Source organism: Ruegeria sp. ABM4_193 (assembly GCF_056158705.1).
The window spans coordinates 3384315-3409497 of sequence record NZ_JBSWTT010000001.1 but is presented as its reverse complement, the minus strand read 5'-3'; the positions used below and the strand labels follow the sequence as shown (position 1 = coordinate 3409497).

Sequence of the window (25183 nt, the reverse complement as noted above, 5' to 3'; positions counted from 1 at the left end):
AGATATTTGGGGAGGCCTAGATGCCTGAACAACTCGTTTTTGCAATGGAGGTCATCCTCAACGGCCTGATGGCAGGAGTGCTCTATGCCCTGGTCGCGTTGGGCTTTGTGCTGATTTACAAGGCGTCCGGGATCTTCAACTATGCGCAAGGGGTTATGGCCCTGTTTGCGGCGATGACGCTGGTTGGGATTATGAATGGGCAGGTTCCGTTTGCGCATCTGATCAACGCGATCTTCGGCACTCATATTCATTACTTCGGCTGGAACGTGCCTGCGCTGGTGGCGATCATTCTTACAATGGCGGTTATGGTGCTGTTGGCCTGGGCGGTGCAGCGCTTCGTGATGCGCCATCTGGTCGGGCAAGAGCCGATCATCCTGTTCATGGCGACCATCGGTCTGGCCTATTTCCTTGAGGGCGTGGCCGACCTGATGTGGGGGTCCGAGATCAAGACGCTTGATGTTGGTCTGCCACAAGGGATCAACCTGTGGATCGACGAGACGACCTTTAACATCTTCGATTACGGTTTCTTCATCGACAATCTGGACATCGTAGCGACGGTCATCGCGGCACTGTTGGTGGCAGCACTGGTCGCGTTCAGCCAGTACACAAAGCAAGGCCGCGCGATGCGCGCGGTGGCGGATGACCATCAGGCGGCGCTGTCGGTCGGGATTTCGCTGAACTTCATCTGGATCATGGTCTGGTCGGTGGCAGGCTTCGTCGCTCTGGTCGCAGGGATCATGTGGGGCACCAAATCGGGCGTTCAGTTCTCGCTGTCTTTGATCGCGCTCAAGGCGCTGCCGGTGCTGATGCTGGGTGGGTTTACCTCGATCCCCGGCGCCATTGTGGGCGGGCTGATCATCGGTGTGGGCGAGAAACTCTTCGAATTCGCGCTTGGCCCCGCCTTGGGCGGCGCGACCGAGAACTGGTTTGCCTATGTTCTTGCACTGATCTTCCTGGTGTTTCGACCGCAGGGTCTGTTCGGCGAGAAGATCATTGAGAGGGTGTAGTGCATGACCAAGCTGATCGCCATCATCAACGTGATCGCATGGGCCGGGTTCTGGGCCTTCGGGTATATCGCCCTGACTTCGGATGATCTGACCGAAGGCCAGCTGACCATCGCTGCGATTCTGGCCTTTGCGGGCCTGATCATGGGGGTCCTGGCCTACTTGAAACTGGTGCGCGCCTCAGAGGCGAGCGGATATGCCAAAGGATCCAACCAACTGGACGCCGCGACCCGGAACCGGGCGCAGGAAGAATGGGGAAAGTAAGACATGTTCTATCGTGAGGCCGGGGATTTCAAAACCTCGTACATTGATGACAGCCAGACCTTCCCGATCAAGTTCGACCGGTACCGGTATTACGTCGTCCTGGCGGTGGCTTTTGGGATTATTCCCTTTATCATCAACGACTATTGGGCGAACGCGCTGCTGCTGCCGTTCCTGATCTATGCGATTGCCGCGATCGGGTTGAACATTTTGGTGGGCTATTGCGGACAAGTCAGCCTGGGTACGGGCGGTTTCATGGCGGTCGGGGCCTATGCCTGCTACAAGCTGATGACCGCTTTCCCCGATGTCAGCATGTTCATCCACGTGATCCTCGCTGGGGGCATCACAGCCATTGTGGGCGTCTTGTTTGGCCTGCCCTCACTGCGGATCAAAGGGTTTTATCTGGCCGTGGCCACGTTGGCGGCACAGTTCTTTCTGGTGTGGCTCTTCAACCGGGTGCCGTGGTTCTACAACTATTCGGCATCAGGTCAGATCAACGCGCCCGAACGGGACGTGTTCGGCATCATCATCACCGGTCCGAATGCGCCAGCCTGGGGCACATACCTGTTCTGTCTGATCTTCCTGACAGTCTGCGCCATCATTGCGCGTAACCTGACCCGTGGAACAACAGGTCGGACCTGGATGGCGATCCGCGATATGGACATCGCCGCCGAAATCATTGGAGTGAACCCGCTCAAGGCCAAACTCACTGCATTTGCTGTCAGTTCGTTCTTTGTCGGAATCTCAGGTGCGCTGTTCTTTGCGGTTTACCTGGGTGCAGTCGAAGTGGGTGAGGTCTTTGGTATCCAGAAATCATTCCTGGTGCTCTTCATGGTGATTATTGGCGGGTTAGGCTCGATCTTTGGGTCATTCGCCGGGGCGGCCTTCCTGGTTTTGCTACCTGTGGTTCTAAAGCTGCTTGGTGTCGACCTGCTTGGCTGGCCGACAGATATCGTGGCGCATCTGAACCTCGTGATCGTTGGTGCGCTGATCATCATGTTCCTGATCCTCGAACCACACGGGCTGGCCCAATTGTGGCGCGTTGCGAAAGAAAAGCTCAGGCTCTGGCCATTCCCGCACTAAGGGGCTGGCCCAAGGAAAAGACAGGCGGAAAGCCTGAAACACAACATCGGATCAATCAAGGGAGGAGACACCCGATGAACAAGAAACTGGCAACCCTGGCGCTGGGCGCCGTGATGGCCGCAGGTCCGGTCATGGCCGACCTTGTGTTCCCGTCGCTCAGCTACCGGACTGGCCCTTATGCTGCAGGCGGTATCCCGTTTGCTGACGGTTATGCCGACTATTTCACCCTGCTGAACGAACGCGATGGCGGCATCGGAGGCGTTCCTGCCCGCGTGCTGGAATGCGAAACCGGGTATAACACCGAAAAAGGTGTGGAATGCTATGAATCCACCAAGGGCGAAGGCGCGCTGGTGTATCAGCCGTTGTCGACCGGCATTACCTATCAGCTGATTCCCAAGGTGACCGCAGACGGCATTCCGCTGCACACGATGGGATATGGCCGAACCTCGGCGGCGAACGGTAAAGTGTTCAGCCACGTGTTCAACTATCCTGCCAACTACTGGAATGGCGCGTCAGGCGCGATCAATTATCTACTGGAATCAAACGGCGGAGATCTGAGCGGCAAGAAGATTGCGCTGGTCTATCACAACTCGGCTTACGGCAAAGAGCCGATCCGCACGCTCGAGACACTGGCCGAAAAGCATGGCTATGACCTGACACTGCTTCCTGTCGACCACCCTGGTCAGGAACAAAAGTCGCAATGGCTGCAAATTCGTCGTGAAAAGCCTGACTTTGTCATCATGTGGGGCTGGGGTGTCATGAACCAGGTTGCGGTTCAGGAAGCTGCCAATATCCGCTTCCCGATGGAAAACTTCATCGGTGTATGGTGGTCCGGCGCTGAATTCGACGTGCAACCCGCAGGTGAAAAGGCCACCGGTTACAAGGCGCTGACCTTCACGGGGCTGGGTGACGATTACCCGGTTTATGACGATCTGCAGAAATACGTTGTCGATTCTGGCAAGGCCGCAGGTGCGGGCGATCAGCTGGGCACGGTGCAGTATAACCGTGGTCTTTATGCCGCGATGCTTGCCGCTGAAGCGGTGAAAACCGCGCAAGAGATGCACGGCACCGCAGATATCGACGCGTCGATGATGCGCGATGGCATGGAAGCGCTTGAAATCACCAACGCCAAGATGGAAGCGCTGGGCATGGCCGGGTTTGGACCTGAATTCGCGGTCTCGTGTGACAATCACGGCGGTCCGGGTCTTGTCGGTGTTGTCCAGTGGGATGCAGCCGCTGGAACATGGAACCCTGTTCAGGATTTCAAGCCAACTGACGTCGAGGTCATCAACGCGCTGATCGAGGAAGACTCGGCAGCCTATGCGGCCGAAAACAACATCTCGCAGCGCTGCGAGTAAGCAAATCCCGAGGCCCAGGTCTTGTCTGGGCCTCGTAACCCGTTCGGAGCGGCGGTTTTTCTGCCGCTCCTACAGAACAAGGCATGAGGACACGCGCTGATGCTGGATGCGGCAAATACCACTGACGTGCAGGCGGAAACCCTGCTTGAAGTCAATAATATCGAGGTGATCTACAATCACGTAATCCTCGTGCTGAAGGGCGTCAGCCTGACTGTGCCCAAAGGCGGTATCACGGCATTGCTGGGAGGCAATGGCGCTGGCAAGACGACAACCCTCAAGGCTGTGTCAAACCTGCTGCATTCGGAACGGGGTGAGGTCACCAAAGGCTCGATCAAGTATCGCGGTCAAAGCGTACATGAAAGCGACCCGGCTGATCTGGTGGAAAAGGGCGTCATCCAGGTGATGGAAGGTCGCCACTGTTTTGAACACCTGACTGTTGAAGAAAACCTGCTGACGGGGGCCTATACCCGCAAAGATGGGTCTGCAGCGATCCAGCAGGATCTGGAACTGGTCTACAACTATTTCCCGCGTCTAAAAGAACGCCGCAAGTCACAAGCGGGCTATACCTCGGGCGGTGAACAGCAAATGGTTGCTATGGGTCGGGCCTTGATGTCGCGGCCTGAAACGATCCTGTTGGACGAGCCCTCAATGGGTCTTGCGCCGCAGCTGGTCGAAGAGATTTTTGGCATTGTGAAAGACCTGAACGAAAAAGAAGGCGTGTCCTTCCTTTTGGCAGAACAGAATACAAATGTGGCTCTGCGGTTTGCACATTACGGATACATTTTGGAATCCGGGCGCGTGGTGATGGACGGCCCTGCTGCCGAGCTGCGCGAGAACCCGGATGTTAAGGAATTCTACCTCGGCATGTCAGATGAAGGCCGCAAGAGCTTCCGTGACGTGCGGTCTTACCGCCGTCGCAAGAGGTGGCTGTGAGCGGATGGAGGATATTGCGATGACCTATTTCGATTCACTCGAAACCCGTTCGGCAGACCAACGCGCCTCCGATCAGGCGGCAGCGCTTGTCGAACAGATCAAGCGCGTGTCATCCGCGCCCGGGTTCGCGGCGCATCTGACGGATTCAGACACTAATAAAGTGGTTTCAACAGAAGATTTGCCGCTTTTGCCGGTGTTGCGAAAGTCGGACCTGACCCGCGCGCAAGCCGAACGTCCCCCGTTTGGAGGGTTCACGTTGAAACCGGCACGGCATTTTCATCATGTATTCCAGTCGCCGGGCCCAATTTATGAACCGGGCAGCACGGATCACGACTGGTGGCGCATGGGGCGGTTCCTGAATGCCGCGGGTGTAGGCGCCGGTGATATTGTGCAGAACTGTTTTGGCTATCACCTGACCCCGGCGGGCATGATCTTTGAAAACGGTGCACGTGCAGTCGGGGCGGCGGTTCTGCCAGCTGGAACTGGTCAGACCGAGTTGCAGGTTACAGCCGCGCGGGATGTCGGTTGTACGGCCTACGCAGGAACGCCGGATTATCTGAAAGTCATTCTGGACAAAGCCGATGAGATGGGCGTTTCGCTGAACTTCTCGAAAGCTGCTGTTGGCGGCGGGGCGCTGTTTCCGTCATTGCGTCAGGAATATGCGGATCGCGGAATTTCGTGCCTGCAATGTTATGCGACGGCGGATCTTGGTAACATCGCCTACGAAAGCGCAGCAATGGAAGGGATGATCATCGACGAACATGTGATCGTCGAGATTGTGACCCCCGGCACTGGTATTCCGGTCGCCCCGGGTGAAGTGGGCGAGGTTGTCGTGACCTCTTTGAACCCTGATTACCCGCTCATCCGCTTTGCGACAGGGGATCTGTCTGCCGTTATGCCGGGTGTTTCGCCTTGCGGCCGCACCAACACGAGGATCAAGGGCTGGATGGGCCGCGCGGACCAGACCACCAAGATCAAAGGTATGTTCGTGCGCCCGGAACAGGTGGCGGCACTGGTCGACAAACATGACGAGATTGTCAAAGCCCGCGTCATCGCGATGCGTCAAGGCGAGATGGACACGATGACCGTACAAATCGAAAGCGCAGGCGGGGATAACCCGGCCTATGCTAAGTCGGTGGCCGAAGTGCTGAAGCTGAAAGGCGCGATCGAGGTTGTAGCCCCGGGCTCACTTCCCAAAGACGGTTTGGTCATCGAGGATCAAAGGGTCTACGAATAGCTGCAAAAAGCACGTCTGCGGCGTTAAATGCCGCAGATTTGTTGCCGGGTGCACTGGTGTTTCCGAGCTTTTTGGTCGATTAAAGGCGAACCCTTCGCCTTTGCCAGTCACAAGCCGGGATGATGGCCCAGATCGAATACTCACAAAACGGATCGCGCAATCGTGGCGTACGCGGAACCCGCCTGCTGGCTGGGATCGCTTACCTTGTGGCGGCGGCTTGCCTGCTGCCCATGGTTGCGGTGGTGCTGGCAGCGGTGACGGGTGGGACCGATACGATCTCGCACCTGATGCAAACCGTTCTGCCGAGCTATACGGTGACCACGCTGATCCTTGTGGTGCTTGTCGCAACAGGTACGTTCTGCATCGGCACCGGCGCGGCCTGGCTGGTGACGATGACCCGATTTCCGGGTGTGAGGTTTCTTGAGATTGCCCTGGTTCTACCATTGGCTTTCCCGGCCTATGTTCTGGCTTATGCCTACACGTTCATTCTGGACCATCCGGGGATCGTACAAAGCACATTGCGGGACGTAACGGGCTGGGGTCCGCGCGACTATTGGTTCCCGGAAATACGCTCGACCGAAGGTGCAGCGGTGATGCTGATCCTTGTTCTGTACCCCTATGTCTATCTGCTGGCGCGTGCCGCGTTTCTGCAGCAAAGCGCAACGGCGTTTTTGGCGGCCCGGGCGTTGGGGAACAACCCGTGGCTGGCGTTTCGGCGCGTTTCGTTGCCTATGGCACGGCCGGCGATTGCGGGCGGCGTTCTGTTGGCGGTGATGGAGACCATCGCGGATTTTGGCACCGTTTCGTATTTCGGCGTGCAGACCTTTGCGACCGGTATCTACACCAGTTGGTTTTCCATGGCGGACCGCGCGGCGGCGGCGCAATTGGCGCTGTGCCTTCTGGTCTTTGCCTTGTTCATGGCTGTGGCTGAACGCACCCAACGCGGAAAGGCGAAGTATTATCAGGCAGGAAAACAACATGTTGCGCAACCGGCAGCCGATCTGACGGGCCTGCGCGCCTTTGGGGCCTTTCTGCTGTGTGCGATACCGGTTCTGTTCGGGTTCTTGCTGCCTGTGATCATTCTGGTCGAGATGGGGCTGGAATCGGAACAAAACCTGCTGTCGCGGCGCTATATCGGATTCATCCAGAACTCGCTGACTCTGGCCGGGACGGCAGCGGTCATCACTGTCTTTGCGGCGATCAGCATCGGGTTCTTCCAACGTCTAAGGCCCGGGCGGGCATCCTCTGCGACGGCTTATCTGGCGCGGTTGGGATATGCCGTGCCTGGGGGCGTGATTGCGGTGGGTCTGATCGTACCGTTCGCCGGGTTCGACAATGCGCTGGATGCCTGGATGCGCGAGACATTCGATGTATCCACCGGATTGCTGGTCACAGGTTCGATCTGGTTGCTTGTCGCTGCCTATATGGTGCGGTTCCTAGCAGCCGCGCTCAGCGCCTATGAGGGGGGTCAAAGCACGGTGCACGCCAATATGGATGCTGCTGCGCGGTCACTGGGTCAGTCACCGCTGGGGACCTTGCGGCGTGTTCATTTGCCTATTCTGACGCCTTCCCTTCTGACGGCGCTGTTGATCGTTTTTGTGGACGTGATGAAGGAATTGCCCGCCACGCTGATCATGCGGCCGTTCAACTTTGATACCTTGGCCGTGCAAGCCTACAGGTTGGCTTCGGATGAGCGGTTGGAGGGCGCGGCCGTGCCATCACTGGTCATTCTGGCCGTTGGTTTGTTGCCGGTGATCCTGATTTGCCGTCAGGTTGGTCGGCGGTAACACTTCTGCCTGAATTCTGGGGTCGTAACGCATCAGGCTTGATTCAAACGCGATTTCCGGCAAGGCTGGAGGTATGAATATGCAGCCTCCCAGCCGGTTCTCGGCAAGTGCAGCGCAGATGCCCGTCGCCTTTGACCGGCATGAGATGTCCCAAATCCTGTCCGTTTATGGCCGGATGGTCGCCGCCGGAGAATGGCGGGACTACGGTATCTCGAACCTGCGCGACATGGCAGTGTTCTCGATCTTCCGGCGCACTGCTGAACACCCGATCTATCGTGTCGAAAAACACCCGCGGCTAAGGTCCCGACAGGGGATGTATTCGGTTGTCGGCATGGACGGTCGCATCCTGAAGCGCGGCCACGATTTGCGTGCGGTTCTTCGGGTGTTGGAGCGTAAGCTGATCCGAGCAGTTAAGCCCGATTAGAGCCTTTTTCGGGCCGTGACCGGACCATCACCCTGCGCCTGAATACGCTCAATAGCCTGATCCATAGGTTCAAACACTACCGCCATATGGCTGGCGTTGGCGTGTAAAATCATGTTGTCCCCGGACACCCAGGCCACATGACCTTTCCAGAACAACAAATCGCCCCTTTGGGGGGCTGACCCGTCGGCGAGTGTCGTGCCCAAAGTACGTTCTTGATCACCGCTGTCGCCGGGACACGGCACGCCGCAGGCCAAGAGCGCTGCTTGGATAAGTCCGGAACAATCGATACCAAACCGACTGTTTCCGCCCCACAAATAGGGCGTCCCAAGGAATAACTTGGCGACTGCGACAGGGTCTTGTGGGGACTCAGAGATTGGTGCGGTGTGTACCTTCGGAACAAAGCCCAACTCGGTTTCCAGATACCGATCTGCTTCCGTCAAAACATGGATCTTGCTTCCGAAGCTGAGCGATACCAGATCGCGGCTTTTGAAGTCTGCGTTTTCATAGGCATGAGTCGCAGGTGCTTTGATCCAATGGGTGGCGGGGATGTCATGGGTCAATTGATCCGTTTGCACCCAACCAGTGTACCCGTCTTTGTCGGCGATGACCCTGCTCCAGCCGTCCTTTTCATCTGCAACCTGAACCGTATCACCGAAAAGCACCTGCCTGTCGCGAGGCCCTTCAGGGTCGCGCAAAAGATCAACCACGGGCTTGGATATGCGCAGGCGAGTCATAGGCCCAACATCTCGGGCAAAGCGTTCAGAATCGCGCGCGGCCCTTGACCCAGACCACCCTTGCTGCGCCCGGGTTCCTTGCTGGGTTGCCACGCGTAGATGTCGAAATGGATATAGCGGCGTGATCCTACGAACCTGCGCAGAAACAAGGCGGCGGTGATCGAACCTGCGAACCCGCCCGAAGGCGCATTGTCCAGATCGGCGATGCCGGGTTCGATCATCGCCTCGTAAGGTGTGTGAAACGGCATACGCCAGACCGGATCGGCCGAAACAACTGCAGCGTTGAACAGAGCCAACGCACAGGTCTCGTCATCCGTATAGAACGGGGCCAAGTCGGGGCCCACGGCGACGCGCGCCGCGCCGGTCAGCGTGGCCATCGAGATCACCAGATCGGGCTCACCCTCATCCGCGAACGTCAGGGCATCGGCCAGAACCAAACGCCCTTCAGCGTCGGTGTTGTTGATCTCAACCGTTAGACCCTTGCGTGAGGTCAAGATGTCACCGGGCCGGAACGCGTTGCCCGCAACCGCGTTCTCGACAGCCGGGATCAGGACACGCAGCTGCACCGGCAGATTCAGCGCCATGATCATGCGTGCCAATCCAAGCACATTGGCGGCCCCGCCCATGTCTTTTTTCATCAGGCCCATCGAAGCGCCCGGTTTCAGGTTCAACCCCCCTGTGTCAAAACACACGCCCTTGCCCACAAGCGTCAGTTTGGGGCCGCTGCTTCCCCAATTCAGTTCGATCAGTCGTGGGGCCTGTTCCGCGGCGCGCCCGACTGTGTGGATCATCGGGAAGTTCTGATCCAACAGCGCGTCACCCAGGGTAACGTTGCACGCAGCGCCAAATTCTCCGGCCAATGCCTCTGCCGCCTGTTGCAACTGTTCGGGTCCCATATCTGACGCCGGTGTGTTGACCAGATCGCGCGTAAAAGCCTCGGCCTGCGCCATTGCTTCGATACGCGCCGCATCCACCCCATCCGGTGCGACCAAAGCCGCTGATCCACCGGATTGTGAGGCGTAGCGATCAAAGGCATAGCCAGACATCAGCCAGCCAAAACACTCAATCTCTAACCGATCCGAAGGGAGGCCGGACGCGATATGATAGACGCCTTCCGGCAGGGACAGGGCAGCAGCGGCCAGTGGGAACCGTTTGCGCGCGCGCTTTTCATCGGTTCCGTATCCGGCAAGCGCGACCTCTGCCGTGCCAGTTGCATCGGGCACCAGCAAAGTCTGACCCAGCGCCGCTGAAAACCCGTTTACTGCGACCCAGGATTGCACGTGCTGCGTCTGTTCGTGCAGCCACGCTTCAAGGTCCGGTTGGGCGATTACATGAAGCGGTATCGAGGTGTCGGAGGATGCGGCAAAGGACAGAGTCATATGTGTCTCAGCAGTTGATTTCTAAGCCCAGACTAGCCGCGCCTGATCCGCCTGCAACCCCTGTCAGACGGAAAGATCCTGTTGATCCCACACGGCCGTCAAAGAGCGTTCACCGACGCGGATCAGTCGCGCCAACGTTGCACCCGCTGCTACGGCATCACCGGCATCGACGGTTTGGGCCACATCAGTGGCTACACGCGCCAGCGCCGTCATCCCGACTTGCTCAGAGATTGCGACCAACGATTTGGCACATTTGCGAAGATTGGCCCATTCGCGATGCCGCCAGTGTCGTTCGCAGTTTGAAAGGCGTACAGCCAGTTCTTCAACCGTGCGGCACAGCACGTCCAGCGCGTTCTTGTCCCCCAATTGGCGGTACAGCCCATTGAGTTGATCCGGGTCCAGCCGGACGGATTCTTTGTGTTCAAGCGTTGTAATCTTATCCACCACATTCACCCTAGTTCTAACGCCCCCACGGCGTGGAACTGATATTGGAGGTAAATTCCTTTGCAAAACCTTGCGGGGAAATCGGATAATGGGTCGAATTTTCCTTGAATTCGGTTTAGAGCGTCCTAAAGCGAGAAGAACTGGGACATCATAATGGACTTTGCCAAGCCTTTGCCGACCTATCTGGTCAAGCGGTATCACGGGTGGAAAGCCACAACTTATTCCGAGAATCAGGTTTGGTACAAGCGGTTGGCAGAAGAGGGGCAACGCCCCCGCGCGATGGTGATTTCCTGCTGTGACAGCCGGGTTCATGTGACCTCGATGTTCGGGGCCGACCAGGGTGATTTCTTTATTCACCGAAATATCGCCAATCTGGTTCCACCCTACGCGCCTGATGGCGATCACCACGGCACCAGTGCCGCGATTGAATACGCCGTTACCGCGCTGAAGGTCGCGCATCTGATCGTGTTGGGCCATTCGCAATGTGGCGGCGTTCAGGGATGCATCGACATGTGCAAGGGCGAAGCGCCGCAACTGGAAGCCAAAGAAAGCTTTGTTGGCCGTTGGATGGACATCCTAAAACCAAAATACGGGCTGGTCGCGGACATCGAAGACCCGGTCGATCAAGCCAGGCAATTCGAACGCCAGGCGGTTGTGGCATCTTTGGAAAACCTGATGACCTTCCCGTTTATCTCTTCGGCGGTCGAAGAGGGCGCGCTGAGCCTGCATGGTTTGTGGACTGATATCGGCGCGGGTGGTCTGGAATGCTTTGATCCCCATCAAAAGAAGTTTGTCTCGGTCTGACACCAATCTGACATCGAAGAAACGAAACGCATTACGGTTCTGATTCAGAGCCGCAATCCTGTATGATATGTGCATGCGTTTCCAGTTTCGGAGATTGAGATGAAAGTTTTTTTACGCATTCTGGCGGGATTGGGCCTGCTTGTTGTTGCGCTGACCGCGGTGTCGTATCTGTTGCCCGGCAAGGCCGAAGTGTCCCGCAGCATCACCATCGATGCGCCAGCCGAGGCGATTTTTCCCTACGTGAATTCCATGCAAGAGACGGAACAATGGTCTCCTTGGCTGCACCGTGATCCTGACACCCAACTCACCTATTCCGGACCCGACAGTGGGGTCGGAAACACTCTGAACTGGGCCTCGGACCATCCACAGGTTGGTACTGGTTCGCAGGTGATCGTCGAAAGTACTGAGAATCAGCAGGTCCTAACGGAACTGGATTTCGGTCCGATGGGGACAGCCTCGGCGTTCTTCCTGTTGGAACCGGATGGAGGGGCGACATTGGTGACCTGGGGCTTTGAATCTAATTTGGGTCTTAATCCGATGTCCAGATGGATGGGGTTGATGATGGATAATTGGGTGGGCGGCGACTACCAGCGCGGCTTGACCAATTTGAAAACGCTGGTCGAAAACAACAGTTGATCACGCGCATTAAACTTGCCCTGAACAGCGGTGTTTAGACACTATTCAATGCGAAATCGGGCAAGTTTCCCAAGATGATCCGATCCCATGAACGGGCGCAGTTCGACAGTTCCGGTTGTGCCTTTGGGAAACAGCAGGTTGTCTATCGGTAACGGCACCTTCCAACTGCCGAGGTTATGCGTGTTCAGCGCAGTTCCGAAACTTTGATTGTCTGCCGCCGCCGCAATCCTTTGGACGCTGGCCCCCCAAGGCACCATATTGAAATCCCCCGCGATCAGGACAGGTCCGTCCAGATCCGCGATGCGATCCGCGATAACCTGGCTTTGTTGTGCCTGATCGTATGGAAACGGCCATTTCAGGTGCACCGAAACGATCCAAACCGCAGTCTCATCGGGTGCCTCGACCTGTACGCCGACCAATCCACTGCCCTTAAGGCAAAACTCTGAGTTTTCGACGATAGGCAGTGTCGTCAGGATGGCAACGCTCTGCTCGGGGCGAAAGCTGCATACGGCCTTGGATGGATAGTGTTCGAAGAGGTTGTTCATGTATTTTTGGTTGTGACTGGATACCTCCTGCAAAGTCACGATCTGGGCGTTGGAGGCGATGATATCGTCCGCCAAAGGATAGCGAGGCCAAGCCTTGCTCATCAGGTTCTTTTGATACAGCGTCAAGCAAGTTCCGTCGCATTCATTAGAGGGCGCGGCATAGCTGGCGGCAATGGAGCTGAGAGCCATCACAGCAACAGCCAAGGTTGTCAGAGCCATGTATCTTGCGCGCAAGTAGAGCAGCAACACGGCACAAGGCAAAAGCAAAACCCCCGCCTGAGGGCGCAGCAGGGCAACCGAGTCCCCCACCGCAAAAATCTGTCCGGTAAAGCCAACAACGACAAGCGCCATCAGAATACTCGCGCACCCGATGGTCAGAGTTCTGCCAATTCTGCGTACGGTCGGAACCTGCATGCTCTGCCTCAACCACCTTGCGCGCGGCATGTCTTGTGACTTGGTTTGTCACATCTGCCGCAATCAAAGCTTGGTATTTAGGTGGCAAGCCCGCCCATCTTTGTCAACTGGTTGGGAATTGTTGGGTTCGCGGTCGTGCCGACGCGCTGGTTCAATTTAGAGCCGTGACTGGCGCGGTTCACGATACCGAGGATTCTGTTTCAGGCGCTGCATAGCTTCCATCTTCGCGGTGCACTTCACGCCCACTAAGCGGTGGATTGAAAACACATACAAGCCGCAAATCAGTTTCAGTGGCGCGCACCACGTGGCGGTCATTGTGATCCAGTGCGTAGAGGGTAAATGGTTCCAGCGCGTGCCAGGTTTCATCATCGGCAGCACGGATTTGGCCCTTTCCTGAGATGCAGTAACACGCCTCAAAATGATGCGTGTATTCCAGCTCAAGTGCCGCACCCTTTTTGATGATCGTGTCCGTCAGTGAAAACCCCATACCATCCTTGGCAATCAATAACCTTCTGCTGTTCCAGCCTGGTCCGGAAACGTCGTGGTCTGAACCAAGAACATCCTTGAGTGTTTTGACAACCATTTTTCACCGCCTTGTTGTTATCGTACCGCGCGGTTCATCCCGCCATCGGACAGAATATTCTGTCCATTAATATAGCGTGCCGCATCGCTCGCGAGAAATACACAAGCTTGTCCGATTTCTTCGAATGTCGCTGGCCGTTGAGCCGGGATTTCCCGACGGGCCCGGTCGGACAGGTTCACGTTTTCGCAGAATCCCGGCAACAGGTTGTTCATACGAATGTTGTGTCGTGCATACCGATCCCCGTACAGCTTTGAGAAACTGTGCAGGGCGCCGCGCAACATGCTCATGGGATAGGCAGCGCGCGGTTCGACGGCATTCATGGACGAAATATTCACGAAAGCGCCCCCGCCTTGTTCGATCAGGATCGGTGTGACAATACGGGCGATCTTCACAACGTTAAGCACATACATGTCCAGGCTTTCGTGCCACAAAGCGTCGCTGAGCTCTAACAAAGGCCCATCAAAATCAGGATCAAAACCTACGGTCTTGATGGCTTCGGGCACCGATCCGCCATGACCCATATTGCTGACGATTGCATCAATCCGCCCATATTTGCTCATGGTGTCGTTGATCATCGCTTGCAAGTCATCGACATCCAGTACTGAACCGCGGCGGCCGATGCCTCCAAGCTCTTCTGCCAGTTGGACCGAGCGGTTGGACGGCGACATCAGCGAAACCTTGTAACCTGCCTTTGCCATTTCAATGGCGCAACCCCGGCCAATGCCTTGTCCTGTGCCTGTCATCAGGGCGACTTTGGTATTGGGCATGGTGTCCTCATTCATTCTATTGCAGTATGTGAGTTTTTCTGAATACCAGGCAATTTAATTCCTAAGATTGGTTATCGCCTATCGAGTTTTTTGAAGATTGGTATTAGGTTTTCTCACATGCCTGAAAACCTTAGACACCTTCGTGCCCTGCAGGCATTCGACGAAACCGCAACTCATTCCAGCCTGACCAAGGCCGCAGATGTTCTGAATGTCACCCACGGGGCGATCAGTCGGCAAATCAAGTTGTTGGAACTGCATCTTGGCGCGACGCTTTTTCATCGCCGTCCCAATGGTGTCGAACTCACCAATGCCGGAGAACGCCTGTATCAATCAACGCGTGGCGCGTTTTCGGCATTGCAGTTGGGCGTAACAGAGGTGAAGCGGTTACATCATCGCCAGTCAATTACAGTATCCTTGTCCACCTCACTGGCGCTCAAATGGCTTGTACCGCTGCTCACTTCGTTTCAACAGGAACATCCGGGTATTGCATTGTTGTTAGATACAAATGATGGCTTTGCGGATTTCGACACGTCCGAGGTCGATGTCGCCCTGCGGTTTGGAAAACCTGATTGGGAAGGCTTGCATCACGAACAAATCAGACGAGAGGAACTGGTTGTCGTAGCTGCGCCGTCCCTTGTTGGAACGTCACGGCACCCTATGCGCGCTAAGGACGTCGCGGAACTTCCATTATTGCACGATGCGTTCAATGTCGGGTGGGAGAGCTGGGCGTCGCAAGTCGGGCTGAGCACTGATCAGATCAAATCGCAAAACATAAAATACGTAGATAGTGCCGTATTGCTTGAGGCAGCAATCGACGGCCAAGGCGTTGCATTGGCTCGGCATCTTTTGGCGGAACGAGACTTGAAGCTTGGCCGGTTGATCCGTCTTGACGACAGCAGTGTACCATTGGATCGTGGGTTGTACTTTGTCTGCCGACCCGGCGATCAGGAACGGGTCACAGTGAGAATTTTCAAGAAATGGCTCATGTCGATTTGATCCCGTTTTCAAGTCGAGACTGTAGGCAAGTCTTTTCCGTCTCCGTTTGCAGAACATCGGGCTGTTTCTTGAACCTGTCTGGCTGGCAAAAACAAAAAAACCCGCTGATCAAACAGCGGGTTTTCTTTGGACTTTGAAAGGATTGAACCGTCAGCCCTTTTTCAGAACTTCACGGCCCAGCAACTCGGCGATTTGTACGGCGTTCAAAGCCGCGCCCTTGCGCAGGTTGTCCGAGACGCACCACAGGTTGATGCCGTTTTCCACGGTCGAATCCTGACGGATGCGGCTGATGAATGTGGCGAAGTCGCCCGCGCATTCGATGGGCGAGACGTAGCCACCGGCTTCGCGCTTGTCGATCACCATGATACCCGGAGCCTCGCGCAGGATGTCGCGGGCTTCGTCTTCGTCCAGGAATTCTTCGAACTCGATATTCACGGCTTCGGAATGGCCGACAAAGACCGGAACGCGGACACAGGTGGCTGTGACTTTGATCGAGGGATCGACGATCTTTTTGGTCTCGACCACCATCTTCCACTCTTCCTTGGTCGAGCCGTCTTCCATGAAGACGTCGATTTGGGGAATGACGTTGAACGCGATCTGCTTCTGGAACTTCTTCGGCTCAACCTCGGTGGTTGGGTTGTAGATGGCTTTGGTCTGATCCCAAAGCTCATCCATGCCGTCCTTACCGGCACCCGAAACCGACTGATAGGTCGAGACAACCACGCGCTTGATTTTGGCGCGGTCATGCAGCGGCTTCAGCGCGACAACCATCTGCGCGGTCGAGCAGTTGGGGTTGGCAATGATGTTCTTGTTTTTATAGTCGTGGATCGCCTCGGGGTTACATTCCGGCACGATCAGCGGAATGTCAGGGTCATAGCGATAAAGCGACGAGTTATCGATCACTACGCAGCCCGCAGCTGCGGCCTTGGGGGCATAGGTTTTGGTGGCGTCCGAGCCGATGGCGAACAACGCCATGTCCCAGCCGGTGAAGTCGAACGTGTCGATGTCCTGGGTCGTCAGTGTCTTGTCGCCAAAGCTCACCTCTGTGCCCAAGGAACGACGGCTTGCCAGAGCGGCAAGTTCATCGACCGGGAACTGGCGTTCCGCCAGGATGTTCAGCATTTCGCGGCCCACGTTACCCGTGGCGCCGGCGACAACGACGCGATAGCCCATTTCATGTCTCCAAAGTTAAGGACGCGCGTTCATAGCTGCGTTGCGGCGAAGAAAAAAGGGCTTTTGGCGTGGAATCGAACGTTTGACGTCGAATTGAAGCGCATCAGGCGCTCAGAAGTCGCTGGTAGAGCGCAACCAACGTCTCTGCCTCACCGTGAATATCGAAATTCTGTTCGACATGGGCGCGGGCGGCCTGACTGGCCTTCGACAGGGAATCACGGTTTTCCAGCATCTCCGCCGCTGCATCGGCCAGCGCTGGAATGTCGTCGGGGGCTACGACCCGGCCCAGCGAGGGGTCGGTCACGATCTCGGAAAACGCGCCAACATCGGTGGCCACAACCGGTACGCCGCAGGCCATGGCTTCAAGGGGGGTAAGCCCGAACCCCTCCCACCGCTGCGGCGCGATGAACAGGTCCAGAACCTGATACCATTCGGCAATCTGATCTACCGTGACCTCAGGCATGAACAGGATGCGATCAGACAAGCCCGCTTTTGCAACCTTGTCTTTCAGCTCGGCCAGAAATGCGGTGTGCTTTTCGGTGGCCCGGCCCATAACGATGCCCGACACGTCGTCGAACCGCCCACACAGATCGATCATCGCGTCAACAAAGGCATCTGTACCTTTTTGGTGCCGGATGCGACCGTAGCATCCCAACAGCAGCCCGTCCGGCAGCCCCAGTTTCGTCCGAACGGCGGCCTTGTCTTGTGGGGGCGTAAAGTCCTCAAGGTTGATGCCATGCATGACAACCTGCGCGTCGCGCTCAAGATACCCGGCGGTTTTTTGCGATGTCGCTACAATCGCGTCCATCTTGCCGATCAGCCATTTGGTATATCCCGTGTGGGGGCGTTGGGATGCGCTGGTGAACAGCAGTTTGAGTTTCAGGCGGAATACGTTCCGCAGGATCAGGCCCAGAAGCATCTCGGTGTTGCGGCGGGCGTGCCAAACGCGTGTTGGACGGCGTGACAGAAAGGGCAGGCGACCCAGCGGGATATGCGGGATGTCAGCAGGCAGGCCCGGACCCGTTGCGGCGACGTCGATGGAGTGTGCCTGCAGCGGAACCAGCCTTGCGATGGTTGCGGTCACGCCCGAAAGCCTGCGTTTCAGATTTGGGGCTATGACGACGGGGTCTTTCACCGGGCTCTCCTGATGGCTGCTTCAGTCGACACTATCCCGGCTGAATAGATAGATCACGCAACCAATGGCAAGCGATATGGCAAAAAACCCGAATATCGCTGTGTAGGGCGCGGTTGACCCAGTCTGAACGGTGGCTGCATGAATCCGGCCGGTGACGAACTGGGCGACGCCCACACCGCCGATCCCGAACAAGTTCAGAAGAGTTACGCCGCGGCCGACCAGATGCGGCGGAACGAAAGCCCGCCCATGGGCCATGATGACCGGAAAGCTGGCCCCGGCAAAGCCGATGACGGCCAGCAGCAGCACAGACAGCCAGATTGCGTTGTCAATCCACAGGCACAGCAAGGTCAGCGCCACTGCCCCCAGCGCATTGCCTGCAAAAATTACCCATTTTCGAGTGCCAAATATGCGATCCAACGGCCCATAGACAAATGTGCCAGCAATCATTGCGGCCCCCATGATCAGGGTCGCGGTGCCGATTTGCGTTGTGCTTAAACCGAAGACATCGTTCAGATATGGCCCGGCCCAGAGGCCACGCAAAGCGGCAGAGGGTGCGTATGCGACCAACATCAGCGGCAGGATCAGCCAAAGCGTGGGTTCTTTCAACAGGTCCAGCAAAGATCCCTTGTGATCCGTTTCCGCCTTCTCTGGGTCGTGTACGGTCAGCCAAATACCAACCGCAATAGCAGCGGACATACCGGCCAGACCCACCATTGTGGCACGCCACCCCATCCACTCTACAGCAAGGGCTGTCGGGTATGATGCTACAAGATTACCGACCGACCCCACACCCAGCATCACAGCAGCCAATGTGGCAAACCGAGCAGGAGGGTATTCACGTGCGAAGATGAAATATGAGGCCATAAGAACAGGAGAGCACCCAACACCGATCAGCCCCATGGCAATGCTGATGTGCAGTGGCGATGAAGCAGCCGCAAAAACTCCGGCACCTCCTGCGCCACCAATCAACAGCAGTACCGCTGCGGTCAGCCGTGGGCCAACCCGATCCAGCGCCCAGCCGACCGGGATTTGCATCGCGGCAAAAACCAGAAACCAAAGACCCGAGGCAAATGCCAGATCTTCGGGCGTTGCGCCGATGTCCCGTTCCAGATCGAGGCTGAGAACAGCCAGAAACGCGCGGAAAAATTGGCTGAGCACATAGCCCAGGCATAAAACCACCAAACCTGCCTGCATAACTTGCCCCTTTTTGCGCACTTTAGGCAAAGGCTTGGCATGCCATGATGCAACGCACAAGCGTGTGTAGTATGTTTCAGAAACGCGACTTGGACCAACGTCCACCTAATTTATGCTCAACATTGATTTGAGGGGGACCATGAAAGACCTCCATTCCGAGTTTTATGAAAACCTTCCCCTCTTGCGGGATTTTACCTTGGTTGCGGATCCGGCACGGTTTTCGGCTGTCCCGGACGATTGGGTATTGGGTGTTGCAGACATCGTCGATTCAACCGGTGAAATCGCGCGGGGCCGGTACAAAACGGTCAACACGGTCGGAGCCGCCGTGATTTCAGCGATGATCAACGCCATGGACGGTAAGCTGTTTCCTTATGTCTTTGGCGGTGACGGCGCTGGTTTCGCCGTGCCACCCAGTCAGGTCGACGCGGCACGCGATGCTTTGGCCGCGTTGCGGCGCTGGGCGGAGGAAGAGTTTTCCATGCCGCTGCGCGCTGCATTGGTATCGGTGGCAGATATCCGAGCCGCCGGCCGAGACTTGCGCGTGACCCGCTATGCGCCATCAACCGGTGTGGATTATGCAATGTTTTCAGGCGGCGGCTTGGCCTGGGCTGAGGCTGAGATGAAAGCAGGCCGCAATATGGTTGAGCGTGCCGAGCCGGGGGTACAGCCGGATTTGACCGGCCTGTCCTGCAGGTGGTCCAACAGTACGGCACGGCATGGTCAGATCGTCTCGCTGGTTGTGGAGCCCACGGCGTCGGCCACAGAACGTGACTTTGCCGATCTTGCCCAATCTGTGCTGTCCATGTCGGAGCAACTGGAGCGCGCGGGTCACCCTGTGCCCGAGAGCGGCCCGCCCATGAAATGGCCGCCGCCAGGCTTAGAGATTGATGCCCATGTGTCGCGCAACGGACGAAATATTATGCTGCAAAAAATCGTTTTGCTGTTTCAGAATTTGCTTATTGCGATCTTGTTTAAATCGGGAAAACGCATGGGCCAGTTCGAGCCGGACCACTACAAGCACATGGTCAGCAGCAATGCGGACTTTCGCAAGTTTGACGACGGTTTGAAAATGACGCTGGATTGCGACCCGTCCACGCTGAAGCGTATCGAACAGATGCTCGAAGAGGCGCGGGCGCGTGGTAAAATCATGTATGGGCTGCACGCACAAGACGAAGCGATGATGACATGCATTGTGCCCTCGGCCACGCGCGACGACCACATGCATTTTGTTGATGGCGCGTCCGGTGGGTACGCTCAGGCCGCTGCAGCCATGCGTGCCTGACAGCTCACTTTTCCTTCCACTGCTCCGACAGTGAACGGGCCGCCTGCGCCAGCAGCATCACGTCAATGCCAACGGCCAGGAACTGTGCCCCCATATCTTTGTAGGCTTGCCGTGCTTCGTCATTGGTTGCAAGGATGCCCGGTGCTTTGCCGGCGGCCTTGATCTGCGCCAAAGCATCACTGATGACTTTGCGCATCTCGGGCGCAGCGCTGTTGCCCTGATACCCCATGTCGGTGGACAGGTCGGCGGGGCCGATGAACACACCATCCACGCCGTCAACTTGCAGAATGTCATCCAATGCGGCCAATCCGGCGCGGGTTTCAACCTGCAGCAACAAACAGATCTCTTGGTCTGCCGTCTGGATATAGTCCGAAACAGATCCGTACATCGTCGCGCGTGACGCCATCGCGCCTACGCCGCGTATACCGGTTGGAGGATAGCGACACGCACGAACCAGTTCACGGGCCTGTTCGGCGCTTTCGACGATCGGCACCAAAACGGTCTGCGCCCCGGCATCCAGAACCATCTTGATCAACCACGTCTCGCCGATTGGAATGCGGACCACTGGATGTGACGGGCTGGCCGCCAATGCCATCAGCTGATCCCGTATCGAGCGGATGTCATTTGGAGCGTGCTCTCCGTCAATCACCAACCAATCGAAGCCTGCGGTCCCCATGATCTCAGCTGTGACGGGTTCGGCAAAACTCATCCAACATCCAATCTGGGTTTTTCCCTGATTTAGAGCCTCTTTAAACGCGTTTTCGGGGGCAGCCATTGGGTCTCTCTTTGTCACATATCCAAGGTTTTCAAAGGACTCCGGTTGGGCCCTTTGTGCATCTTCTCTGATGGTTTTGAATTGTCCAGCGGGAATGTGAAACTGTCAGGGGCGTTGTTGAATTTGACAGGTCCGTTTGTTGTCTTGATTGGGCCTGGCGTATTCACGGGAACGTGCGGTTTGCTTGCGAAAAAGCTGAATTTCGGCGATAATTTTAGCATGACCGACGATCTGCCTCTGACGTCGCGATCTTTACCTATTGCGCTTTTGCGCGCGCGGGAAAAGGTTATGGGACCCATCCGTGCCATGCTGGCTGACGCTGGTGTCACCGAACAGCAATGGCGTGTGTTGCGTGTCTTAAACGAAGAGGGTCCGCAGGAACCAACGCATCTGGCTGACCGCGCTTGCCTTTTGTTGCCCAGCCTCACGCGGATTTTGCAGAAACTTGAGCAGCGCGGATTGATCTCAAGGCGGTCCCATCCCGCAGATCGCCGTCGGCAGATTGTTAAAATCAGCGCAAGCGGCGTTCAGGTCATTCGCGCCAATCTCTCTGTAAGTATCGCACAGGCGGAACGCATTCGATCTCAGCTTGGGGCTGAAAAGCATGAGCTTTTGCTGGACCTTCTGAACGACTTGAAGGATCTCGACCCCTGACCAAGGTCTACTTTAAGGAACTTTGTCAGGGACCCCGCCGGAGAATGTAGGGGGGGTTCTCCGACGGGGCGGCCAGACTCGGACTGGATATTATGTGCCTGGCCCGAGGCCGGTTGCGTCACGTGTAGCCTGACGGTCCGGCCTGCGCTTCGGAGTGTGTGCCGAGCCAAGAAAGGCTCTAATCAAGGCATTTTTCCCAAGGGGTGGGTGTATGCCTTTGCTCTCCGAAATAAGTGTTGCCAAATGCCGACTGATAAGTGATTCCGAAATGGTGCCCAGGCAGGTCGGTTCGCCATAGAAGCAAGTTTGGACTTCGGGCGTTCGTTAGGTCGGCTTCACAACTTTCAAGTAAGGAGATAGTTCAACTTATGCCTGAGCCAAGTCGTATGTGTTCTTCCCCAGACGATGCCATAAAGGCGGAAGTGAACTGGCTTGGAAACGGGCTTTGTGTTGGCCACCTGAATTGAGCGACTTCGCGCTGAAACATCGCAATAGCCTTGGCGAGTTCCGGCGTGTTTTTCTGTATTGCTGACCGGCCCGACGCTCGTAAGATGAAGCAGCGCAATTGTCAGAGAGCACCATGTCAAACAGCCTTTTTTCTCTTCCTGACCCGGTCACTATCCCTGTTATTGGCAAAACGGCTGCGTATCCCGTTGGGCGCATATTCTGCGTTGGTCGAAATTATGCTGCCCACGCGGCTGAAATGGGAAACGAGGTCGATCGCGAAGCGCCGTTTTACTTCACTAAGTCAGCCGCAAACGCAGTTTTGTCCGGGGCAAAGGTTCCGTACCCTGCGGGCACCGAGAATTATCACCACGAAATGGAACTGGCGTTGGCCATCGGGAAACCGGTGTTCCGCGCGAACAGTTCGCAAGCTTGGAACGCTGTATACGCTTATGGATGCGCCCTCGATATGACCCGGCGTGACCTGCAGATACGAGAGCGGAACAAGCAGCGCCCCTGGGATCTGGGCAAAGATGTCGAAAACGGCGCTGTATTTGCCCCTCTGACATTAGCCGAAGATTGGTCTCCGGACGCGGACAAGCACATCCGGCTTCGTGTGAATGGTGAGATATGTCAGGATGCGACGCTTGAGGAACTGATCTGGAAGATTGATGAAATCATCTGCCATCTGTCCGGCTATTATCACCTACGTCCTGGCGATCTAATCCTGACGGGCACACCGGCGGGTGTTGGACCGGTCGTGGCAGGGGATGTTCTGAACGGTGAGATTGACGGGCTCGCGCCGATCGAATTGACCCTGACGGATGCAGAATAGACGCTATTTAGGGTCTTTTAGCCAGTTGTTGGCAAACTCGACATGCGTCACACCCGCCAACCGGCGTACCCGGTCCAGTTCGGCGTTCAGGCGTCGGGTACGGGCGTCGGACCAGCGTAATCCGCGCTCGGGCCATAGGGCTTTGACGTGCAACATGTCGCAATCGCGATGCGCTTTCATGTCAATCCGGCCAACTAAACGGTTACCTTCCAGCAGTGGAAACACGTAGTAACCATAGCTGCGCTTGGGTTCCGGCACGAAGACCTCGATCCGATAGTGAAAGCCAAACAACCGTTCTGCGCGATTGCGGTCACGCAGCATTGGGTCAAACGGGCTGAGCACGCGGATGCGCCCGGTTGGCTGGGGCATGTCCAAACTCTGGTCCGCCAGGTTTGGGCGGGCAAAGACCTTACGGTGCCGCCCATCAGCGCAGGTGATCTCGATCTCTTCTATATCGCCTTTGGTCAGCGCCCTTGCGCACCAGCTTTTGGCTTCTGCTGCGCTGACCGTGTCCCAGAATGCAGCCAACTCGCCTGATGTCGCAAATCCAAGCCGGTCAAGTGCCGCGTTGCACAGCCAATCCACAGTTGCTTCTGCATCGCAATGCATGTTGCCCGGACAGAGTTGGGTTTCAATAACCCGCTCTGTCAGGTCATAGCGTTTCTGAAACCCGTCACGACCAACAACTGTAAGTGCTCCAGACCGCCACAAAAACTCCAAGGCGGTTTTTGACGGGTGCCAATCCCACCATCCGCCCGAGCCTTTCTTTTCGTCCTTGCCCACGTCCGAGGACGACACCGGCCCATGGTCTCGGATGTGCCGCAACACCGTTTCAAACTGCTGTTCGAACCCATCCCGCCGCCAGTTCTTCCACCGTGCCTTCAGCAAATCTGCGTCGCGCTGAAAGCGCAGATGCCAGTGGGGGTAGAACTCCATCGGGATCACAGCCGCATCATGTGTCCAATGCTCGAACAGCCCTTTTTCCTTTTCATAGAGTCTTTTCAGATGCGTGTTACGATAGCTGGGTCTGCGAGAGAACAGGATCAAGTCATGGGCGCGAGCAACCGTATTGATACTGTCAAGCTGCACAAAACCCAGCCTCTGGATTAGATCCAGAAGCGCACCGCCCTTGGCCTCTCCCGATGGCTGTTCTGCCAGCGCGTGGCGATCCATGAAAACGGCCCGAGCCGTTCGGTTATCGAGCCGTTTGAGGGGTGCCGTCATCGCCGTTTGAGGGTGTCGCCAAAGCTGATCTTGGGGGTCAGTGTCGCGCGTGTTTCAATCTCAGAATCGGGGTCTTTCAGGCGTTCGGCGATGATTTGGGCGGCGTGACGACCAATCTCAAGCCGGCAGGCATCCATCGTTGCAAGCTTGCGCGGCAGACCCTGCAACAACTCGACATTGTTAAATCCGGCCAAACCGATCTGTCCCGGAATGTCGATGCCTTGCTCCAGCAGGTACAACAAGCCACCCGCACCGATCATGTCATTGGAGTAATACAGAAAATCCAGATCGGGAGAACGTTCCAGCATCGCCTGTGTCATCTCGCGCCCCTTCGCAAGGGCCGACCCGCCGGAATAAAACTCGCGGTCTTCGATTTCGATCCCGTGCTTCCCCAATACCTCGGTGAAGCCTTCGAATCGCTTCCGGGCGCGGTGATCCAGAGGCATCTTGGTGCCCATGAAGCCGATATGCTGATACCCGGCCTTGAGGATCGCCTGCGCCATCTCGCGCCCGGCGCGACGGTGCGAGATGCCGACCATCGCATCCACTGGCTTGCCGTCGGTATCCATGATCTCGACCACAGGAATGCCCGCAGAATCCAGCATGGCGCGTGCGGCTTCAGTATGTTCCAGCCCTGCAATGATCACGCCGGAAGGCCGCCACGAGAGCATCTCGTACAGCACCTTTTCTTCTTTTTCGGGCAGGTAGTCGGTCACGCCCACAACAGGCTGCAATTCGGTGTCTTCCAGCACCTGATTGATACCTGTCAGAACCTCAGGAAAAACCATGTTCGACAGCGACGGGATAATGACCGCGACCAGATTGACCCGGCTGGACGCCAGAGCGCCCGCGATCTTGTTGGGCACATAGCCAAGCTCTTTTGCGGCGGCCAGAACGCGGGTGCGGGTGGCGTCTGACACGTCCCCCCGGTTCCGAAGCACCCGGCTTACCGTCATCTCGGATACTCCAGAAGCCTCGGACACATCGCGAAGGGTAAGCGGGCGTTTGGATTCACTGTTCACGGGAGGCACCTGTGTTGTTGTTTTGCCCGATGGTAGCGTGAACAAGTCGGTGTGTA

General features: G+C 56.7%; 26 protein-coding genes. 14 read left to right on the top strand and 12 right to left on the bottom strand.

Annotated features, from left to right (window positions below; translation table 11 throughout):
• Nucleotides 1-20: 20 nt before the first annotated feature.
• The 8 genes from ACXADZ_RS17095 to ACXADZ_RS17060 all read left to right on the top strand — a co-directional run bounded on the left by ACXADZ_RS17095 (nucleotide 21) and on the right by ACXADZ_RS17060 (nucleotide 8087).
• On the top strand, nucleotides 21-1007 hold the full coding sequence (locus tag ACXADZ_RS17095; protein WP_475198183.1) for a branched-chain amino acid ABC transporter permease: 987 nt from the start codon (nucleotides 21-23) through the stop codon (nucleotides 1005-1007).
• 3 nt (nucleotides 1008-1010) lie between these two features.
• On the top strand, nucleotides 1011-1268 hold the full coding sequence (locus ACXADZ_RS17090; protein WP_171670162.1) for a hypothetical protein: 258 nt from the start codon (nucleotides 1011-1013) through the stop codon (nucleotides 1266-1268).
• A gap of 3 nt (nucleotides 1269-1271) precedes the next feature.
• Nucleotides 1272-2348 (top strand): branched-chain amino acid ABC transporter permease, encoded by a 1077-nt coding sequence (locus ACXADZ_RS17085; RefSeq protein ID WP_475198180.1) that lies wholly within the window; start codon nucleotides 1272-1274, stop codon nucleotides 2346-2348.
• A 74-nt stretch (nucleotides 2349-2422) separates the two neighbouring features.
• Nucleotides 2423-3706: an ABC transporter substrate-binding protein gene (locus ACXADZ_RS17080; protein WP_171092935.1), complete on the top strand. Its 1284-nt coding sequence runs from the start codon at nucleotides 2423-2425 to the stop codon at nucleotides 3704-3706.
• A 99-nt stretch (nucleotides 3707-3805) separates the two neighbouring features.
• Nucleotides 3806-4639: an ABC transporter ATP-binding protein gene (locus ACXADZ_RS17075; RefSeq protein ID WP_171092937.1), complete on the top strand. Its 834-nt coding sequence runs from the start codon at nucleotides 3806-3808 to the stop codon at nucleotides 4637-4639.
• A 19-nt stretch (nucleotides 4640-4658) separates the two neighbouring features.
• Nucleotides 4659-5876: a phenylacetate--CoA ligase family protein gene (locus tag ACXADZ_RS17070; protein WP_475198178.1), complete on the top strand. Its 1218-nt coding sequence runs from the start codon at nucleotides 4659-4661 to the stop codon at nucleotides 5874-5876.
• A 122-nt stretch (nucleotides 5877-5998) separates the two neighbouring features.
• Nucleotides 5999-7663 carry an ABC transporter permease gene (locus ACXADZ_RS17065; RefSeq protein WP_475198176.1) on the top strand — a complete coding sequence of 555 codons (1665 nt, stop codon included), beginning with the start codon at nucleotides 5999-6001 and terminating at the stop codon, nucleotides 7661-7663.
• 73 nt (nucleotides 7664-7736) lie between these two features.
• Complete coding sequence (locus ACXADZ_RS17060; RefSeq protein WP_171092942.1) at nucleotides 7737-8087, top strand: DUF2794 domain-containing protein; 351 nt, start codon at nucleotides 7737-7739, stop codon at nucleotides 8085-8087.
• On the opposite strand, the gene ACXADZ_RS17055 is transcribed toward ACXADZ_RS17060, so the two are convergent.
• The 3 genes from ACXADZ_RS17055 to ACXADZ_RS17045 all read right to left on the bottom strand — a co-directional run bounded on the left by ACXADZ_RS17055 (nucleotide 8084) and on the right by ACXADZ_RS17045 (nucleotide 10653).
• A complete protein-coding gene (locus tag ACXADZ_RS17055; protein ID WP_475198174.1) occupies nucleotides 8084-8821 on the bottom strand; it encodes a C40 family peptidase in 738 nt (245 codons plus the stop codon). The genes ACXADZ_RS17060 and ACXADZ_RS17055 overlap by 4 nt on opposite strands.
• Nucleotides 8818-10200 carry a leucyl aminopeptidase family protein gene (locus ACXADZ_RS17050; RefSeq protein WP_475198172.1) on the bottom strand — a complete coding sequence of 461 codons (1383 nt, stop codon included), beginning with the start codon at nucleotides 10198-10200 and terminating at the stop codon, nucleotides 8818-8820. The genes ACXADZ_RS17055 and ACXADZ_RS17050 overlap by 4 nt, the downstream gene beginning before the upstream one ends.
• 63 nt (nucleotides 10201-10263) lie before the next feature.
• Nucleotides 10264-10653: a hypothetical protein gene (locus tag ACXADZ_RS17045; RefSeq protein WP_475198170.1), complete on the bottom strand. Its 390-nt coding sequence runs from the start codon at nucleotides 10651-10653 to the stop codon at nucleotides 10264-10266.
• A gap of 144 nt (nucleotides 10654-10797) precedes the next feature.
• Here ACXADZ_RS17045 and ACXADZ_RS17040 point away from each other — a divergent pair, with 144 nt between their 5' ends.
• Complete coding sequence (locus ACXADZ_RS17040) at nucleotides 10798-11448, top strand: carbonic anhydrase (RefSeq protein WP_171092950.1); 651 nt, start codon at nucleotides 10798-10800, stop codon at nucleotides 11446-11448.
• Nucleotides 11449-11547: 99 nt separating this feature from the next.
• The gene (locus tag ACXADZ_RS17035; protein ID WP_475198167.1) at nucleotides 11548-12084 is read left to right on the top strand and encodes an SRPBCC family protein; all 537 of its coding nucleotides are present in this window, start codon (nucleotides 11548-11550) and stop codon (nucleotides 12082-12084) included.
• Between the two features lie 41 nt (nucleotides 12085-12125).
• On the opposite strand, the gene ACXADZ_RS17030 is transcribed toward ACXADZ_RS17035, so the two are convergent.
• From ACXADZ_RS17030 to ACXADZ_RS17020, 3 genes are all read right to left on the bottom strand, one after another.
• Complete coding sequence (locus tag ACXADZ_RS17030) at nucleotides 12126-13043, bottom strand: endonuclease/exonuclease/phosphatase family protein (RefSeq protein ID WP_475198165.1); 918 nt, start codon at nucleotides 13041-13043, stop codon at nucleotides 12126-12128.
• Nucleotides 13044-13221: 178 nt separating this feature from the next.
• Complete coding sequence (locus ACXADZ_RS17025) at nucleotides 13222-13626, bottom strand: ectoine synthase (protein WP_475198163.1); 405 nt, start codon at nucleotides 13624-13626, stop codon at nucleotides 13222-13224.
• 17 nt (nucleotides 13627-13643) lie between these two features.
• Nucleotides 13644-14393 carry an SDR family oxidoreductase gene (locus ACXADZ_RS17020; RefSeq protein WP_475198161.1) on the bottom strand — a complete coding sequence of 250 codons (750 nt, stop codon included), beginning with the start codon at nucleotides 14391-14393 and terminating at the stop codon, nucleotides 13644-13646.
• 117 nt (nucleotides 14394-14510) lie between these two features.
• On the opposite strand from ACXADZ_RS17020, the gene ACXADZ_RS17015 reads away from it, so the two are divergent.
• Nucleotides 14511-15389 carry a LysR substrate-binding domain-containing protein gene (locus ACXADZ_RS17015; RefSeq protein WP_475198160.1) on the top strand — a complete coding sequence of 293 codons (879 nt, stop codon included), beginning with the start codon at nucleotides 14511-14513 and terminating at the stop codon, nucleotides 15387-15389.
• 150 nt (nucleotides 15390-15539) lie between these two features.
• Here the strand turns inward: ACXADZ_RS17015 and ACXADZ_RS17010 are convergent, their stop codons facing one another.
• From ACXADZ_RS17010 to ACXADZ_RS17000, 3 genes are all read right to left on the bottom strand, one after another.
• The gene (locus ACXADZ_RS17010) at nucleotides 15540-16562 is read right to left on the bottom strand and encodes an aspartate-semialdehyde dehydrogenase (protein WP_171184551.1); all 1023 of its coding nucleotides are present in this window, start codon (nucleotides 16560-16562) and stop codon (nucleotides 15540-15542) included.
• 103 nt (nucleotides 16563-16665) lie between these two features.
• Nucleotides 16666-17697: a glycosyltransferase family 4 protein gene (locus tag ACXADZ_RS17005; RefSeq protein WP_475198158.1), complete on the bottom strand. Its 1032-nt coding sequence runs from the start codon at nucleotides 17695-17697 to the stop codon at nucleotides 16666-16668.
• A gap of 21 nt (nucleotides 17698-17718) precedes the next feature.
• Nucleotides 17719-18891 (bottom strand): MFS transporter, encoded by a 1173-nt coding sequence (locus tag ACXADZ_RS17000; RefSeq protein ID WP_475198155.1) that lies wholly within the window; start codon nucleotides 18889-18891, stop codon nucleotides 17719-17721.
• A gap of 139 nt (nucleotides 18892-19030) precedes the next feature.
• Between ACXADZ_RS17000 and ACXADZ_RS16995 the strand changes: the two genes are divergently transcribed.
• Entirely contained in the window at nucleotides 19031-20173 is a 1143-nt protein-coding gene (locus ACXADZ_RS16995; protein ID WP_171184545.1) for a DUF3095 domain-containing protein, read from the top strand.
• Nucleotides 20174-20177: 4 nt separating this feature from the next.
• Here ACXADZ_RS16995 and ACXADZ_RS16990 read toward each other — a convergent pair whose 3' ends face one another.
• Nucleotides 20178-20948: an HpcH/HpaI aldolase family protein gene (locus tag ACXADZ_RS16990; protein ID WP_475198151.1), complete on the bottom strand. Its 771-nt coding sequence runs from the start codon at nucleotides 20946-20948 to the stop codon at nucleotides 20178-20180.
• A 219-nt stretch (nucleotides 20949-21167) separates the two neighbouring features.
• Between ACXADZ_RS16990 and hpaR the strand changes: the two genes are divergently transcribed.
• Complete coding sequence (hpaR, locus tag ACXADZ_RS16985; RefSeq protein WP_171184541.1) at nucleotides 21168-21602, top strand: homoprotocatechuate degradation operon regulator HpaR; 435 nt, start codon at nucleotides 21168-21170, stop codon at nucleotides 21600-21602.
• A 580-nt stretch (nucleotides 21603-22182) separates the two neighbouring features.
• Nucleotides 22183-22881 (top strand): fumarylacetoacetate hydrolase family protein, encoded by a 699-nt coding sequence (locus ACXADZ_RS16980; protein WP_475198147.1) that lies wholly within the window; start codon nucleotides 22183-22185, stop codon nucleotides 22879-22881.
• Nucleotides 22882-22884: 3 nt separating this feature from the next.
• On the opposite strand, the gene ACXADZ_RS16975 is transcribed toward ACXADZ_RS16980, so the two are convergent.
• Complete coding sequence (locus ACXADZ_RS16975; RefSeq protein WP_475198144.1) at nucleotides 22885-24105, bottom strand: winged helix-turn-helix domain-containing protein; 1221 nt, start codon at nucleotides 24103-24105, stop codon at nucleotides 22885-22887.
• Nucleotides 24102-25127 (bottom strand): LacI family DNA-binding transcriptional regulator, encoded by a 1026-nt coding sequence (locus tag ACXADZ_RS16970; protein WP_171092978.1) that lies wholly within the window; start codon nucleotides 25125-25127, stop codon nucleotides 24102-24104. The genes ACXADZ_RS16975 and ACXADZ_RS16970 overlap by 4 nt, the downstream gene beginning before the upstream one ends.
• Between the last annotated feature and the right edge of the window lie 56 nt (nucleotides 25128-25183).